Source organism: Geofilum sp. OHC36d9 (assembly GCF_052400685.1).
Taxonomy (GTDB): domain Bacteria; phylum Bacteroidota; class Bacteroidia; order Bacteroidales; family Marinilabiliaceae; genus CAZHHH01.
Genome location: NZ_JBQTGJ010000001.1, coordinates 31,595 through 47,859 on the forward strand (window position 1 = coordinate 31,595; position 16,265 = coordinate 47,859).

Genomic DNA, 16,265 nt, shown 5'->3' on the forward strand with positions numbered 1-16,265 from the left:
CGGCAGTAAGGAATGCAAGAGATTCCATAAGGAATACTCAAGCAGCGTTAAGGAGCAGACGGGCATTCGTAAGGAATGCATAAAAAGCCATAAGGAATAGAAGGGAAGCTTTAAGGAATGCATGGGAAGCCATAAGGAGCGCACAATCACCTTTAAGGAACAGGCAAGCATCCATAAGGAGTTCGCAATAATTCTAATTATTAACTTAAAAATTTATTTTTTATGGCAACCAAAAGAACATTAACCGAAGCCGAAACTTTCGAGCAGTACAGAATTTCATTAACCAACGTTGAGAACCAGTCTGAAATAGCCACCATCATGGCTGAGTTCGGATATGATACCGAAACCATTGCACAGGGCAAGGCGCTGTTAGCCGAAACAAGACAATTGTATGATGCAAACAAGATTGAAGACGACGAGACTTCTGCAGCATACAGTCGTTTCTCAAATTTAAAAGAACAACTGGCAAAAATCTATTCACTACACCGTAAAAAAGCCAAAGTGGTTTTCCGAAACGATGCACTTACATTGGATAAGTTAGCCGTTTCAGGTAGTTTACCCAAAGCGCATGTAAAATGGCTGGAGACTGTCAGGAAATTTTACAGCGTAGCTTCCACCGATACTGATTTACAAAGTAAACTGGCAAAATTAAAAATTACAGCCGACGAATTAGCCGAAGCCACTGCCTTGGTGAGTAATCTCGAAGACGCGAGAGCCGGGTATTTAAGAGAAATCGGAGAATCGCAAGACGCTACAAAAATTAAAGATGCAGCTTTTGCAAAAATTGATGATTGGATGAGTGAATTTTACGCAGTAGCTAAAATTGCTCTGGAGGATAGCCCTCAATTACAGGAATCGCTTGGTAAATTAGTGAGAAGCTAAGATGGTCAACCCCATTTGTTAACACATTGGTAACTCTCTCATATCATCCTGCATCCAAAAACCGGCCAAAGAGAAAATAAATAACTGCCCCTGTAACCGCCTTTTATAGGCGGTTACAGGTTTGTCAACCCTTATCAATCAAACTAAATTATATGAAACGAACATGAATTTTAGCATTCTAAAATACACACAGTAGAATGATTAAAATTCATCGAGAGTTCCATATGACCATTGAAAGATAAATTTAATCATATGAAACGAGCCATGGGAATTGATTCTCACACAGAGGGATGATTATCCCGGCGAGCTCCATGTGACAAAAACAAACAAATTAATACACATGAAAAATGTAATACTCGATTTCGGTCATGGCGGATTAGACAGTAATGGCAACTACACAACCGCCCCTGCCAAAATGTTTAAATTCCCCAATGGCGAGATCGCCTACGAAGGGGTCATCAATCGGCAAATTGGAGGACTGATCGAAATTTTCCTGCGGAACCATGCAAATTTGAATGTGGTAACCACCGTAAAGTATTCCGACCCAAGAGACCTCTCTCTTTCTCACAGGGTGGCCGTTGCAAATAAATATTCACCCAACGACTCTGTCTTCGTATCTGTTCATTGTAATGCGTCTCTGAATCACAACGTTTCCGGATTTTCCATTTATACAACCAAGGGGGTTACAAAAAGCGATGAGGTGGCAACCAGCATCGCACAGCAAGTCAAACAATATTATGAAAAACTGAACCTTCCTCTTCGGTTCGACTTTTATCCCGATGGCGATCCGGACAAAGAAGTAGACTTCTACGTCCTGCGTAAAACCCGTTGCCCGGCCGTGTTGTTAGAGTGTCTGTTTTTCGATTTTTGGGACGATTTTTTGTTACTTAAAGATGCAGCTTTTCAAAAAGAGTTGGCCTGGCATGTATATAAAGGAATATTAAGCGCCTGCCAATAAAGTTAAGCTTTGCGCCACACATTTTTTGTTACATGTAAGCACATCGTGATATCTCACCCTTGAAAATGATGTTATTAGTGTGCTGAACACCAGTAAAACGCAACCAACTTTATGGATGAAGCATCATGTTTTAAACAATAACATATAAAATGAAACGAGCCATGGGAATTGTTTCACACACAGAAGTATGATTATCCTGGCGAGTTCCATATGACCATTGAAAGATAAATTTAAACATATGAAACGAGCCATGGGAATTAATTCACACACAGGGGGGATGATTAAGCCAGGCGAGTTCCATATGACCTTAACAAACAAATTATAAACATATGAAAATAGTATCGATTTTATTCTTACTTATTCTTATGATTTTTTCTGGCTGTGAGAAGGACTCTGAATCTGTAAATGGTAATTATGATTCCATGCATTTTGTAAGACAAGGTGGTGGGCAAATAGATTTTAGTTTATATTCAACTGAGAATGTTGATCAAGTTAAAGTCATAGTTTCTATATATCAATTTCGGGATACAACGATTCAGATAACTATAAATAGAAATACTGAAAATGAATCAATCTTCTCATCTTTTAGAAATGCAATAAACGGTAAAGTACAGATTAATGGCGATTTTCAACAGTCTCCTTATGAAACTGGAACGTGGGCTTATATTTATTTTATTACAAAAGGGAAGGAAACTGAGGTTACAAATATCGGGCTTAGGGATTCATTATCGAAATTTGAACAATTAGTTAGAGATCAGATCGAATCCAAAAATACTATTACTGACAATTAAAATTCAATTAATTTTTAATTCAGCAGTTGGTTATTCTAGCAAGAAAATTCAAGTACATAATAAAAAATGTCCAAATTCAAGGCTTGCGCAGTCCGAAAAACGTGAGTTTACTCCTGTAAATGACCATTTTGAGGACAAGCATAACGCAGAAGTTGGTCATTTTTTACAAGCAATAATTAAATATCTCTTACATTAGCCCTATGAAAAACTTCCTGTCAAAATACCTTTCTTTGATTCTGTTAGGTGTGATAATCATTATTAGTCTCACTACCTTGTTCCGGGTTCCCAATAATTTGAAACAAGCCATTGAGACCATTTCCTCTGCCGAAAAGAAAATCGACTCATCCATTTTAATCTTAAAGAACCAAAACGCCTATCTTGATTCTCTCATTATTATCAACGAAAATCTTCTTCTTCAGTTAGATACGCTTAGAGATGACAATACGCAAATAGCCAAGTCGATAAACGATAAACTAAAAACAGCAAAATGGTATTTAAACAAAATTAAGGCAGAGGTTGAAAAACTACCTGCCGAATTTGAAACCATTAATTAATCCCTGTTCGCGGCCTCACAAGATATTGTTAGGCCCCCTCTAAAATAAATTCATACACATGGAAATAATTGCTGCAGGCAAACGCCTGATTGACCTTAACAAACAAATTATATACACATGAAACGATTTGTCACAATTCTTTTGATTGGAATGACTCATTTAACCTATTCTCAGAATATTGTTGAATTACCGGAACAGTTAACTGATGCCGTTGATGTTGATACTATTATATCTCATTCCCCCTATCTTTTAAAAGTGGATGTGGATACGCTTTTTATTATCAACAAAAAAGGACTCATTCAATATCAAAATTGTATTACTGACTATCGCAGTTTACGCCTTAAATGTGGCGAAATACAAGACATTATATATATCATTGATCAGGTGGATTCCCATTTCGACACCCTGAATAGCAATTTGCTTTCGCTGGAAAATAAATATGAAATGTCGTTGATGCAAAATCTGGAAAACAATAGGCTTTTGAGAGATCAGAATGCTGCAATGAGTAAAAATTTAGAGATTGCATTAGACGATTTGGCCGAAGCAAAAAATAAAATCAGACATGAGAGGTGGAACTCAAAAGGAATGAAACTATTATGGGGGGCAGGCGGTGTTATCGTCGGAACTTTGGTCGGGGGAGCCCTGATTTCAATCAGTCGGTAGTGCCTGGCCATCAAATCAACACAAACAAGTCATCTGTATTTTTCACAGTTTTATCTTTAGTTGATAAAACCCAAACGACATGCCGCAAAGCCCATTTTCCTGCCGCCATGCAGCCAATTGTGATATACCCTCCCGCCCATTGCGCATCGGCTGTCCACCTTCTGGAGGGGTTCAGGGGCAGGTCTTCGTTTTCCCATTTCGTGAGCTATCATAGCGCAAACGTCGTATTTTTCTGGCACGTACCAATCAACTGGAATTGTCCTGATAACAAAGCTGTTTGTTGCTCTTTTTCCAATTGTGTGGTAACAGAATTATAGTTCTTTCAAATATACTTTTTGATAACCAGTAGTTTTAAATATATTAGAGGACTGTTTTTGCGATGCGTCTGTACGATGTCGATTTATGAGTCGTTCGATATAGAACGATTATTCTGTTTTATCATGCAAAAACGCAATGCCGTTTTGTGGCAAACAATGATAATTTAGTTATGGGATTGTTGTAACCAATTCATTTCAAAGCATTCAATTAACTTCTCAAGCTATGATGATAAATGTGATTGTAAATTATTAAGAAAAGTAAATTCGATTAAAAGCTAATGTCAGATAATCAACATTGATGTTTGGCATTGTTGGAAGAAATGGTTTAAGATAAGATTTTGGATATAAAAGTTAAAGCCTCATTATAAATAGGCATGTTATGAAACGAGCCATGAGTAAGATTTGCTTCGCTGGTCTTTGATTTTCACAAAGGAAGATGATTCTGTTGGCAAGTTCCATATGGCAAAAACAAACAAATTATAAACAGATACAAATGAAATTCAATTTTAAGTTTTTACTCTTTATCGCTACTCTTCTGCTAACTTCAAAAACGTATGCTCAGGATCCTAATTTTTACATATATCTTTGTTTTGGACAATCGAATATGGAAGGGCAAGGCACAATTGAGCAACAAGATACAATAGTTGATAGCCGCTTTCAGGTATTGCAGGCTCTTGATTGTTCAAATCTGGGAAGATCGATGGCTAAATGGTATACAGCTGTTCCTCCTTTATGTTTATGTTCGTCAGGTCTTTCACCTGCCGATTATTTTGGCAGAACCATGGTTGCAAATATACCCGACAGCATTAAGGTAGGGGTTATTAATGTTGCTATTGGCGGATGCGATATCAGGTTATTTGATAAGGATATTTATCAGGATTATGACGCTACAATTAATGAAGAATGGTTCCTTAAAAAGATAGCAGATTACGATGGAAATCCGTACCAATATCTTATCGACCTTGCGAAAATAGCTCAGCGTGACGGTGTGATTAAAGGTATTCTTTTGCACCAGGGAGAAACTAACACGGGGCAAGTTGAATGGCTCTCCTATGTAAAAAAAATCTACACTGATATGTTGACTGACCTTTCACTCAATGCGGATTCAGTTCCCCTTCTTGCCGGAGAGGTATTGTCCACACCGGGTAATTGCTGTTCAGGTATGAATCCTATTATTAACAGGCTTCCTGATACTATCCCAACTGCATATGTTATTTCATCGAGCGGCTGTTCTGCCATGGATAACGCACATTTTGACTCTGAAGGGTACCGGAAATTAGGAAGACGATACGCAATACAAATGCTATCACTCATGGGATATAACGTTGTTGATGAGGACCAATAACTTACAGCTTTCTACAATCTGGATACATATAAAACAAGACTATTTACTATTTTAAATATCTAAACGTGACGAAAACTATTTTTGTATTAATCATTAATATTTCCCTGTTAAGCGGCTGTGCCCCTTTTTTTAGTGCCATAAATTATAGTCCTTCCTCAAAACTAATAGAAATATCATTTAGTGAAGAAGCGCCAAACTCAGATTATAAGTTCTATTATAGTGATACATTAAATAACAACTATTTAAGAAAGCTGCGTCACGAGTATGAGTTAGACATGATTACTTCAATAAAAACCAATGAAATTGACAAAATCAGAGCCATACTTCATTGGGCAAATTCACAATGGGAACATAACGGATTTAATACACCCTCGAAATCAGATGCATTGACCATTTTGGAAGAAGCAAAGGAGGGGCGGCAGTTTCGTTGTGTAGAGTATGGAATTGTGGCCTCTGCAGGTTTAAACGCCATTGGAATTCCTTCCCGGGTATTAAGCCTTAAAACAAGAGATGTCCAAAAAGTTAAAAGAGGTGCTGGGCATGTTGTAACTGAAGCTTTTTCAACTCAGTATGATAAATGGATATTTATTGATCCTCAGTATGATGTTATGCCTACAGTCAATGGTGTGCCATTAAACGCCGTAGAATTTCAGAAAGCAATTTTTAATGATAAGGAGAGTATTGAGTTAGTAAATCAAGATGGTTTGGTTGCAGAGGATTTTTCAGAGAGCTATATCTCTTGGATTGGAAAGTACTTATATTATTTTGATGTATTATTTGATCAAAGAGTTGATTATGAAATAGACTATAAAACGTTTGAAGGCAAAAAGAAACTTATGTTAGTCCCTTTAAAAGCAGATTATCCAAAAATTTTTCAAAGAAAGAGCAAAATCAATTATTGCATTTATACTAACGCAATAAATGATTTTTATAGAGATCCCCGTAATTAATTACGCCACATATAAAACTTTTTCTCCATCACTCCCTGGGCCAAGCCATCAAATCAACACAAACAAGTCATTGACTTTATAGTCAGATGCTTATTAAAAGCCGAAACGAGTGACCCAATTCATTTTATTTTCGTCGAATTAATGACTTTTGGACTTATTTGTTTACTTTTAAAAAATATCATCAGCCAAAGTCGTGATTTTCAAATAAATCTTTGAGAGTAAGCATCTGATGGACTTCGGAAATTCCAATAAAATATTCAATGAGCCAATTCCTCATCAAGTATCTATTCATCGCATCCTCATTTATACTCCCATTGCTGTCTTTGGCAAATAATGCCACTCTTCCCGGGCCAATAAACCAGCCATTGGATTCTGTTCAATCAGTTTTTCAACGCAAGATTTCTGAGGCCAAAGGCGACAGCCTTCAACAGATAGACGCCTACTATGAGTACGGTCAGTATTTAAGTGAAACAGGAGGCACCGAAGCGTCAATTGATGTTTTTTCTACTGCTCTGCACATTGCCCAACACATCAACAACCACCGCAAGGTGGCCCCTATCGCAAATTATCTGGCCAACATGTATGCTGCAGCAGGAGATTTTGAGGCATCCAATCAGGCTTACTTTACCGCCCTCGCAAGTGCTGAAAAGATCAAAGACATTGGCGAAATTGCCAAGATAAGCATGAATCTGGCCAGTAATTACAATTATACCGGAGACTATACAAAGGCCATTCAGTATGGCCTTTATGCGCTAAAGACCAAAGAGACCAATAACAACCTCGAACGAATCTGCTATCACTACATTGCCATGGGCAACATCTTCAGGGAGAATAACAATACCTCCAAATGGGAAGAGTACGTCAAAAAAGCCTACAAAATGAAAGAGGTGGAAGGCTGTGCTTCCTTTAGCGATATTGCCAAAATTTACAACTCTTTAGGGGGAATTTATGTTCAAAAGGAGGAATTTGATAAAGCTCTGATGTATTACGATACCCTGATGTCTTTATGCCGGGAGGCAGAATACAATCAGGGTATCAGCACCGCTTTAACCAACAAGGCTGGTGTGTACAAACAGCTTAATAATTTCGCCAAAGCATTGGAGCTGTCCAATACGGCGGAACACTATTTTAGCGACAATCCGTACGAACATATTTTTAATAATAACTTCAAAGCCGAACTTTATAATTTAACGGGCCAGTTTAGTAAAGGCCTGGCGTTGGCCAACAAAAACATTAAAATTGAAGAGATCAATTGTTATTCAACGGAGAAATTAAAATGTCTCGAACTTCTTTATGAGTTAAACTTTAATCTAGCCAATTACGAGGATGCCTTTTTTTGGAATGACTCTGTGCGCCAGACCGAAAACATGCTGCGTGACGAAGATATTCGTCAATCACTCGAAGAGTTGGAGACCAAATATGAGACTGAAAAAAAAGAACAGCAAATTGAGTTGCTTACCACCGAAAACGAACTGAAAAATCAGCGTATTAACGCCTCAATCGGGGTGGTTATTGTCCTGCTGATCGTTATTTCGCTCATTGTATATATTTTAAGCATCAGAAAAAAACAGGCTACCCTGCTGCAAAACGACTTGCAGCAACAAGTGCTCAGGGCTCAAATGAATCCGCATTTTATCTTTAATGTTTTGGGGTCTATTCAAAATTATATGATGCAGAACGACCTGCGTAAAGCATCGGGGTTTCTCTCAAAATTTGCCTCTCTGACGCGTGCCACACTAAATAATTCGTCTGCCGAAACCATTTCTCTTGCCGACGAAATCAGCATGCTGACCAATTACATTGAACTCGAAAAAATGCGTAATGCGGATAAGTTCGATTTTGAAATTGTTACGTCAGATGAGCTGGAGGGCGATTTTATCCAAATTCCACCCATGATGGTTCAACCGTTTATTGAAAATGCCATTAAACACGGCTTTAAAAATATCAACCATCCCGGTTTTTTGAGGTTGCAGATTACCGACTTAAATGAATCGGTTGAATTTATCATTGAAGACAATGGTTCTGGCTTTCACGAAAAAGATAAGGCCGAAAGCAAGCACCAATCTATGGCCATGAAGATTTTTGAAAAACGCCGAAAACTCATCCAACAAAAACACAAGAAAGATTTTAAGTTTGAACTGCTGAACTTAGAAGATACAAACCCTGAATTATCAGGCGTTAAAATAACCATTCATATCCCCATCTTAAATGATAATTAAAGCTGTTATAATTGATGATGAACCTGCCAATCAGGAGATAAATGCCCGGTTGCTATCGGAGTCTTTTCCTGAAATACAATTGGTCGGAACTGCCAACTCGATTCAGTCTGCCATTGATCTGGTTAAGACCCAAAAGCCGGACCTGGTATTACTCGATATAGAGCTCACCGATGGTACCGGTTTTCAACTTTTGCAACAACTACAACCCTACACTTTTAAGGTGGTATTTATCACAGGCTTCGATTCGTTTGCCATTAAAGCCATTAAGTTTAGTGCGCTCGATTATATCCTTAAACCGGTGAACGAAACGGAATTTCAACAAGCCATTAAACGGGCCGTAACAGCCATTCAAGAGAACGAAGATTCACAGCCGCAGGTAGACATCTTGATGGATTCGTTTAAACACGAGATGCAAACTAAAAAACTGGTTTTACGAACCTCGGAGTCGTTACATGTTGTTGATGTTAAAGACATCTGTTTCTGCAAAAGTGACAACAGCTACACCACGTTTCATCTCGAAGGTAATGAAGAGATTCTGGTGTCCAAAAGCCTCAAAGACTACGAATCTTTGCTCAGCGAATATGGCTTTTACCGGGCTCATCAATCTTTCCTGGTGAACCTGAACCACATCAAAAAAGTCGACAAAACCGACGGGGGATTTATCATTATGAAAGACAAAAGAGAAATTCCCGTTTCACTGCGACAAATGAAAAAACTGGTTGAACTACTGGAGATGCTCTAATCCCCATTCTTCCATGTCACGGGAGAAAACAACCCCAATACCCTCTTTATTAATCAAAAATATTTTTTTGCCTTTTAAAATTTGAATGTGTTGACAAATAATTTATTCACACTCTATTCCGACGTTTTAAGGGAAGAAACACGCCTCCCCTTTTTTATTTATTTTGATAATCGTTAATTTTCAGTATTAAAAATGGAAAGGAGATAAAACCAATCTGGACCTGTTTTTGATTAAAAACATGTATTTAGAATTTTACCATAAACTCAAATTAGAATGAAATCACACGAAGTAGATTACAAAATTGGAGGTCACGACATTCAGTATGTCGAAATAGAGCTGGACCCGCAAGAAACCGTTATTGCCGAAGCCGGCGCCATGTTGTACATGAAAGACGGAATCGATTTTGTCACAAAAATGGGAGACGGATCGGAACCTGATAAAGGATTGTTCGGAAAATTATTATCCGCAGCTTCGCGCAAAATAACCGGCGAATCAATCTTTATTACTCACTTTACCCATCGGGGCACCGGGAAAAGCCACGTTGCCTTCGCAGCGCCCTATCCGGGAACTATTGTGCCCGTTGATTTAGGTCAAATGGGCGGCTCGGTCATCGTGCAGCGTGATGCCTTTTTATGTGCCGCTTTAGGAACAAAAATAAGCCTGCATTTTAATCAAAAACTGGGAGCCGGATTTTTTGGAGGTGAAGGTTTCATACTTCAAAAATTGCAGGGTGATGGTATGGCATTTATCCATGCAGGCGGTACGGTTATTGAACATGAATTACACGGTGACTCATTGCGCGTTGACACCGGCTGTGTGGTTGGTTTCCAGGAAGGCATCAACTTTAGCATTCAACGGGCCGGAAACCTTAAATCGATGATTTTTGGTGGCGAAGGCTTGTTTCTTGCTACCTTGCAGGGAACCGGGAAAGTGTGGTTGCAATCAATGCCCATCAGTAAGCTTATCAATCAACTTTCCCCACGAAGTTCCAACAGTCGTAAAGAGAGTACCGGTGGAATTTTGGATAGTCTGTTGGATGGATAGTTAAATTCCGAATCCCGTTTTATTTCAGGCTGTTTGGCTTTTTATGGAATAAGCCGGGACTCAAAAATCAATCTGTTTATTGCCTGTCCATAAAGTCGTGAGTTTGGTTATAAAGTTTAATTTCAGGGCTTGCGCAGCTCTGAACTTGTGAGTTGACTCCTGTAAATGATTTTTTTCAAAGCAAAAAAAGCGCAACAGGTGGACTTTATAGCCGGACTCTTATTCAGAATGTCCGGACAGGGCCTTTTCTATTATAGTAATTAAAAGTGAACAAATAATTAAAAGCATACCTGTAAAAGCAACCCCGTGCCATTGATCAATTTTCCAGGCAATACCGGCCAGCAATGTTCCTAAGGAACCGCCAATAAAATAGGTCGTCATAAATATGGTGTTAATACGACTGGAGGCTTCCGGACATACATCAAATATTGAAGCCTGATTGCTGAGCTGAATACATTGCATACCTATATCCAATAATATGATACCGGAAATTATCCCTGCATAACTATTTTCCCCAAAGACGAATATGCTCCATGCTGTTAACATTAAAAAGCAACCAATCACATTGAAGTTTCTTACCCCGACCTGTTTGACATATTTACCCACAAAAGAGGCTGATAGCGCCCCTACTATTCCGCACAGACCCAGAAGTCCTATGATATTACTGCCGGCATGAAATGGGGCTAAATGCATCTTAAAAGCCAATGTTGACCACATGCCTAAAAAGGAGCCAAAAGCTAACGCGGCTCTGGATGAATAGACCAGTAACCGCGGCTGTTTAACGATCAGTGATAGGATCGACTTCATGAGTCCTCTGTAATTACCTTTGAATGTTGGATTGATTTCAGGCAACACAATCATGATCACAACAGTCGCAATTACCATAATGACCGCCGCTATAAAAAACACAGCACGCCAGCCAAAATATTCCCCCATAATACCACTGAATACCCGCGATGCCAATATGCCTGTAAGTAACCCGGAAATAATTATTCCGACATTTCGTCCCCTGTTTTTTGGAATAGAATATTGAGCGGCTATGGGTACAAAGATTTGTGGCACAATAGAACAAACCCCGGTAACAAATGAAGCAGTTAAAAGCACCCATATATTTCGTGAAAGGCCTATTGTTATAAGCGATATAATTAAGAGTGCAAAATTTATAAGTACTATGTTCTTTTTTTTGACCAAATCACCCAACGGTACAATAAAAAAAAGACCGGCAGCATAGCCTGTCTGAGTAATCATTGAAATAAAATTGGCGTGGAATTCGGTAATATGAAGATCGGTACGAATCATATTTAACAGTGGCTGATTATAATACAGATTGGCCACTGAAACGCCTGCTACAATTGCCAGCGTCAAAAGCACTTTTGTGGGTATACCCTGATCTATTTTTAAACTTTTTTCCATTCCGAAATGATATAAAGAAAAGGAAAAGTATGGATTGTAAAAGAATTCTTGACAGCATAAATAACAAAATATTTATTTTTTAAAAATAATAGCCCTTTAATAGTGTCTCTATTTATCATTTTATGTAGCCCCCTGCTCTTACAACCATGAATTGATGTTTTTAAGTTGTCTTTATAAATGTTGTTTCAAGTATTTACGAATACTAACGCAACATCATATTTTATTGTCATAGAGTAATTGAAGCCAGTCATTACCGACAAATTCCAATCAGCCTATAGATCTTTCCCGGGCAGTTTATCAACCGGTCCATCAAATCACTTCGTTCCTGATACCTGGCGTTTCCTCTTTTATCTCACATTTATTCTGTTGAATTTCAATAGATAATATCATTTGGTCATGTACTAAGCAAATACTGCTGAAAAGATAGCGAATTCAAGACGAGAGCTGTCGTTTTCAAATTAGCGCCCAAAACACTGAAAAAGGCCTCTACTTTTACTTTATCAAAATCAAGAAAATACGGAGATGAAACGAACATGAATTTTAGCATTCTAAAATACACACAGCAGAATGATTAAAATTCATCGAGAGTTCCATATGACCATTGAAAGATAAATTTAAACATATGAAACGAGCCTTGAGAAAACTATTCTCACACAGGGAAATGACTTTGGCGGCGAGTTCTATTATGGCCATTCATCAGGATTGACTTTACAAGCCTGTTTTGCAGAGTGAAAAAGGAATAAGACCCTCTGCTTTAAAAATATACGTATCGCCGAAGGGGGCGTTAAATACTACGATCGTGTGCTTTCCGACGGTAAAATTATCGTAAACGGCATTCGCTTCGATGTGAATAAGGCTTCCATAAAACCCGAAAGTAATGGCGCCATTAATGAAATTTTTGAAATCATGCAAAAGCAGCCCGGGCTTAACTTCAGTGTAGAGGGGCACACCGACAGCGATGGCGACGAGGCCTTAAACAAAACACTATCGGAATCACGTGCCAGGGCTGTGATGAATCGCTTAATAACTATGGGGATTTCTGCCAATCGTCTAAAATCAACAGGCTGGGGCGAAAGTAAACCCATTGGCGAAAATAGTACGGCCGAAGGAAAAGCCAATAACCGAAGGGTTGAATTTGTAAAATTTTAAGATCCATAATAATCACTAACACAAAATTTATTTTTATGAAAACTTCAATTTTTTCAATCGCTATTTTATTTAGCTTATTTACTTTAGTTCTAACCTCTTGCAGCAAAGATGATGAGGTGGAAGAGATGGAAAAAGAGTCTGCCGAAACAAGCTTTATTATGGAATATGAGGGAGTCACTTACACCGAAGTCGATCCTGGCTCGCTTCTGGTATCTGGTGGCAGTATTGGCATCGCAGGTACCGGGGAGACTCCCTTTGGTCTGATAATTATAGGTGTAGGTGATGATGGATCTACCACTGAAATTTCCTATGGTGTGGCCGCAGTGACTCTTGACTTTGGCGCAGTTATCGGGAATAACGGATTTGTTGCCACTGACGGCACCATTAAAAGAACCGGCAAAAAAATTGAAGTCGATGTATCCGGACTCAGTTTATTGGGCGACCCCAGAACTTTAACCGCCACCATAGTTGTAGAACAGGTGTTGACCTATGATTTTTAAACGAGGGTTACAGAAGACTTTGAGCCTGAATGTAAAAGCAGCCTTCAACAACACACACTTTAAACTTCAGTAAAATGAAAACCATAACCTTGTTTCTGTCATTCGTTATTGCTCTTATCAATAACAATACCGCAGCCCAAAATAAGCTAAAGCGCTACGATGTAAAGTCCGGGATTGTGGAATACGTTACCACTACTTCAGGAAATGTAATGGGCAGTACAATAACAGGCTCCGGCACCGAAAAGCTCTTTTTTAAAGAATGGGGCGCCGTTGAGTTGAAGGAAACTAAACTGGATCAGACAACTACCACGAAGATTTTTGGAAATGAGAAAACGGAGTCCACACATAAGCATTCAATGAATAAGTTGGATAACGGCGAGAGTTTTTCGGTGGGTTTTGACAACCAAAAAATCTATTTGGGCAGAGATATGGCCATGGATATGTCCGGTTCCTTGCACCCGGAGGGTGATGTCGGTGATGTTGGCAAAAATATGGTGGAGAGTATGGGCGGAAAAAAGCTGGGCAACGAGGATTTTCTCGGATATAACTGTGAAGTATGGGAGCTGATGGGCGGAAAACAGTGGATTTATAAGGGGGTGATGCTTAAAATGGAAATGACCGCTTTAGGTATTAAAACCGTTACCCGGGCGACCAGCATTCGATGGAATATTTCGGTGCCGGATGCCCATTTTTCATTACCCGATTTCCCCATTCATAAAAATGATAGTTATATGATGCCTGAAGACTACCAATCAAGTCAAAATGAGATGGAGGAAGGCATGGATAAACTCCGGAACTTATCGTTTGAAGAATGGAAAGCGGCCGCAACGCAAGACGACCCGGAAATGAAAGAAGCCAGTGACGAAGAGTTACGCCAGACTTACGACATGATGCAAAAAATGCTGAAACTAAGACAGGGGAAATAAACTGAATCAATAGGCAAACGCCTGTTTAACGTAAAATATACCTGATCTACAAACTTATTATTTCAATTATTTAAAACAATTTATACCTATTATCATGAAAAATCTATTTAAAGCACTGATGGTTGCTGTTCTGTTTTTTGGAATTTCCCGGGCTAATGCACAAATCAGTGCCGGTGCAGGAATTGTTTACGGAACCAAAATCAATAATATTGGGTTCAGTGCCCATGGTAACTACCAGTTTAATGACCAATGGAGTGCTGCTCCTTCGTTTACTTATTTCTTGAAAAAGGATTACACAAACTGGTCTGCATTGGATTTAGATGTCAATTATCAATTGACCGAACTACAAAATATTGGAAGTCTGTACGCCATTGGTGGATTAAATATGACCTTTTTTAAAATCGATTTGGATTTGGACGGTTTTGGGGGCTTTGGGGGGTTCGATGACTCTGTTACCGGTTCTGACACCGGTCTTAACCTTGGATTTGGATTGAAAGTAGCGGCAGGCGATAAGATGAATATCTGCCCGGAGCTCAAATATACCCTTGGCGGAGCTAACTATCTTCGTATTGGGGTTAAAGTGATGTTCGACTTATAAAAGCATGCTTTAGCATATAAAAAGGGGTGAAAAACAATTCTGTTTTTCACCCCTTTTCGTGCGTGCCGTGCATGGCAAATAACTTGGTGTGCAAGTCCACTATGGGATTTCCTGATTGCCAACCAGAGCAGGGGCGCTTTCATTCAAAAGCTGATTATCTCAATTATTTTTTATTGAGTGATAGTTTTGAGTATATTAGTAGGTCGTTTTTATGAAATCGACATGAAGGCTATTGATCAGATGTCTTCGCTTGATATAGATATATTATGTAAGTACTATTTAGTGCCTGTCCATAAACTAAGTGTTTGAAATATAAAGTTCAAATACGAGGCTCGTGAAGTCATAAAAATCAAGGCGTTTACTTTTCGTAAATGACTGTTTTTATGACAAGCATAACGAAGTAGTTGACTTTATAGACAAACACTATATAGCATTTTTAACATACCGGTAATTACATACCTGATTAAGCAGATTATTGCAGTTAGTCAGAAAATAAGAGTATCCATACTATTTAAACACATGAAAAACTTTATAATTCTATTAACCTTAGTAATTGTGACCGGATTATTTTCTTGCGAAAATGACAAATATGACCGAATTGACTTTACAGCTGATAAGAATTTATGCCAAATATTTACTGACATAGAAATAGAGAATATCGCATCTATGGTTGATTTTGTTGATAGTGCTGTAGTGAGTATTACCAATAATAAAAATGTAGCAGACGCTTACCATGATTTTTTTGAAATTTATGGGGAAAGTCTGCAAGAGGGAAAAAGGATCGTTCCATTTATTGAAAAGAAAAATACAATTTTCTTCAAAGCATAGACAAAGGGGCTTATAATGCTTTCTGGAGATTGGATGCGCACATAAATCAATTAAAATATAAAGATACCATTTTGAACAATGTTGATTATATAACATGTTTATCTATTAATCCTTTTGGATGTTATATGGAATACATTTTGCAAATTGCAAGCAGAGACAAACGATATAAAGATTTATATGATATGATATTTGCTATGGGAGACCTTTCTACAAGCACTGGGTTATGGAATGCTCGGAACGAATTTGATTTTCTAAAAGTGGAAAATAGAATTTTTGCTGCGATATATATATTAAAAATCGAGGACTCTTACGAAACAAAATTGGATAGGTTTTTTAACGAAGAAAATTCTACAAATAATGCTGTATAGCCAATAGGTTTCAGTGAA

17 protein-coding genes are annotated in these 16,265 nt (G+C 38.3%); 16 read left to right on the forward strand and 1 reads right to left on the reverse strand.

Annotated elements, in window-relative coordinates:
- The first annotated feature begins 222 nt into the window (after positions 1–222).
- From ACT3CD_RS00145 to ACT3CD_RS00190, 10 genes are all read left to right on the forward strand, one after another.
- Positions 223–882, forward strand: a complete 660-nt coding sequence (locus tag ACT3CD_RS00145; protein ID WP_444641758.1) for a hypothetical protein — start codon at positions 223–225, stop codon at positions 880–882.
- A gap of 340 nt (positions 883–1,222) precedes the next feature.
- Positions 1,223–1,840 (forward strand): N-acetylmuramoyl-L-alanine amidase, encoded by a 618-nt coding sequence (locus tag ACT3CD_RS00150; RefSeq protein ID WP_444641760.1) that lies wholly within the window; start codon positions 1,223–1,225, stop codon positions 1,838–1,840.
- Positions 1,841–2,169: 329 nt separating this feature from the next.
- Positions 2,170–2,631, forward strand: a complete 462-nt coding sequence (locus ACT3CD_RS00155; RefSeq protein ID WP_444641762.1) for a hypothetical protein — start codon at positions 2,170–2,172, stop codon at positions 2,629–2,631.
- 200 nt (positions 2,632–2,831) lie between these two features.
- The gene (locus ACT3CD_RS00160) at positions 2,832–3,185 is read left to right on the forward strand and encodes a hypothetical protein (RefSeq protein WP_444641764.1); all 354 of its coding nucleotides are present in this window, start codon (positions 2,832–2,834) and stop codon (positions 3,183–3,185) included.
- 117 nt (positions 3,186–3,302) lie between these two features.
- The gene (locus ACT3CD_RS00165; protein ID WP_444641766.1) at positions 3,303–3,848 is read left to right on the forward strand and encodes a hypothetical protein; all 546 of its coding nucleotides are present in this window, start codon (positions 3,303–3,305) and stop codon (positions 3,846–3,848) included.
- 810 nt (positions 3,849–4,658) lie between these two features.
- Positions 4,659–5,510 (forward strand): sialate O-acetylesterase, encoded by an 852-nt coding sequence (locus tag ACT3CD_RS00170; RefSeq protein WP_444641768.1) that lies wholly within the window; start codon positions 4,659–4,661, stop codon positions 5,508–5,510.
- Positions 5,511–5,575: 65 nt separating this feature from the next.
- Complete coding sequence (locus ACT3CD_RS00175) at positions 5,576–6,460, forward strand: transglutaminase-like domain-containing protein (protein WP_444641770.1); 885 nt, start codon at positions 5,576–5,578, stop codon at positions 6,458–6,460.
- A gap of 260 nt (positions 6,461–6,720) precedes the next feature.
- Positions 6,721–8,679 carry a tetratricopeptide repeat-containing sensor histidine kinase gene (locus ACT3CD_RS00180; protein ID WP_444641772.1) on the forward strand — a complete coding sequence of 653 codons (1,959 nt, stop codon included), beginning with the start codon at positions 6,721–6,723 and terminating at the stop codon, positions 8,677–8,679.
- On the forward strand, positions 8,669–9,421 hold the full coding sequence (locus ACT3CD_RS00185) for a LytR/AlgR family response regulator transcription factor (protein WP_444641774.1): 753 nt from the start codon (positions 8,669–8,671) through the stop codon (positions 9,419–9,421). Before ACT3CD_RS00180 ends, ACT3CD_RS00185 begins: the two co-directional genes overlap by 11 nt.
- 273 nt (positions 9,422–9,694) lie before the next feature.
- Complete coding sequence (locus ACT3CD_RS00190) at positions 9,695–10,465, forward strand: TIGR00266 family protein (protein ID WP_444641776.1); 771 nt, start codon at positions 9,695–9,697, stop codon at positions 10,463–10,465.
- Positions 10,466–10,684: 219 nt separating this feature from the next.
- On the opposite strand, the gene ACT3CD_RS00195 is transcribed toward ACT3CD_RS00190, so the two are convergent.
- A complete protein-coding gene (locus tag ACT3CD_RS00195) occupies positions 10,685–11,878 on the reverse strand; it encodes an MFS transporter (RefSeq protein ID WP_444641778.1) in 1,194 nt (397 codons plus the stop codon).
- Between the two features lie 801 nt (positions 11,879–12,679).
- Between ACT3CD_RS00195 and ACT3CD_RS00200 the strand changes: the two genes are divergently transcribed.
- The 6 genes from ACT3CD_RS00200 (at position 12,680) to ACT3CD_RS00225 (ending at position 16,247) form a co-directional block, all read left to right on the forward strand.
- Complete coding sequence (locus ACT3CD_RS00200; RefSeq protein ID WP_444641780.1) at positions 12,680–13,027, forward strand: OmpA family protein; 348 nt, start codon at positions 12,680–12,682, stop codon at positions 13,025–13,027.
- Between the two features lie 35 nt (positions 13,028–13,062).
- Entirely contained in the window at positions 13,063–13,527 is a 465-nt protein-coding gene (locus ACT3CD_RS00205) for a hypothetical protein (RefSeq protein ID WP_444641782.1), read from the forward strand.
- A gap of 74 nt (positions 13,528–13,601) precedes the next feature.
- A complete protein-coding gene (locus ACT3CD_RS00210; RefSeq protein ID WP_444641784.1) occupies positions 13,602–14,453 on the forward strand; it encodes a hypothetical protein in 852 nt (283 codons plus the stop codon).
- A gap of 94 nt (positions 14,454–14,547) precedes the next feature.
- Complete coding sequence (locus ACT3CD_RS00215) at positions 14,548–15,051, forward strand: outer membrane beta-barrel protein (protein WP_444641786.1); 504 nt, start codon at positions 14,548–14,550, stop codon at positions 15,049–15,051.
- Positions 15,052–15,570: 519 nt separating this feature from the next.
- The gene (locus tag ACT3CD_RS00220) at positions 15,571–15,879 is read left to right on the forward strand and encodes a hypothetical protein (RefSeq protein ID WP_444641788.1); all 309 of its coding nucleotides are present in this window, start codon (positions 15,571–15,573) and stop codon (positions 15,877–15,879) included.
- Between the two features lie 71 nt (positions 15,880–15,950).
- A complete protein-coding gene (locus ACT3CD_RS00225) occupies positions 15,951–16,247 on the forward strand; it encodes a hypothetical protein (protein WP_444641790.1) in 297 nt (98 codons plus the stop codon).
- Positions 16,248–16,265 lie beyond the last annotated feature (18 nt).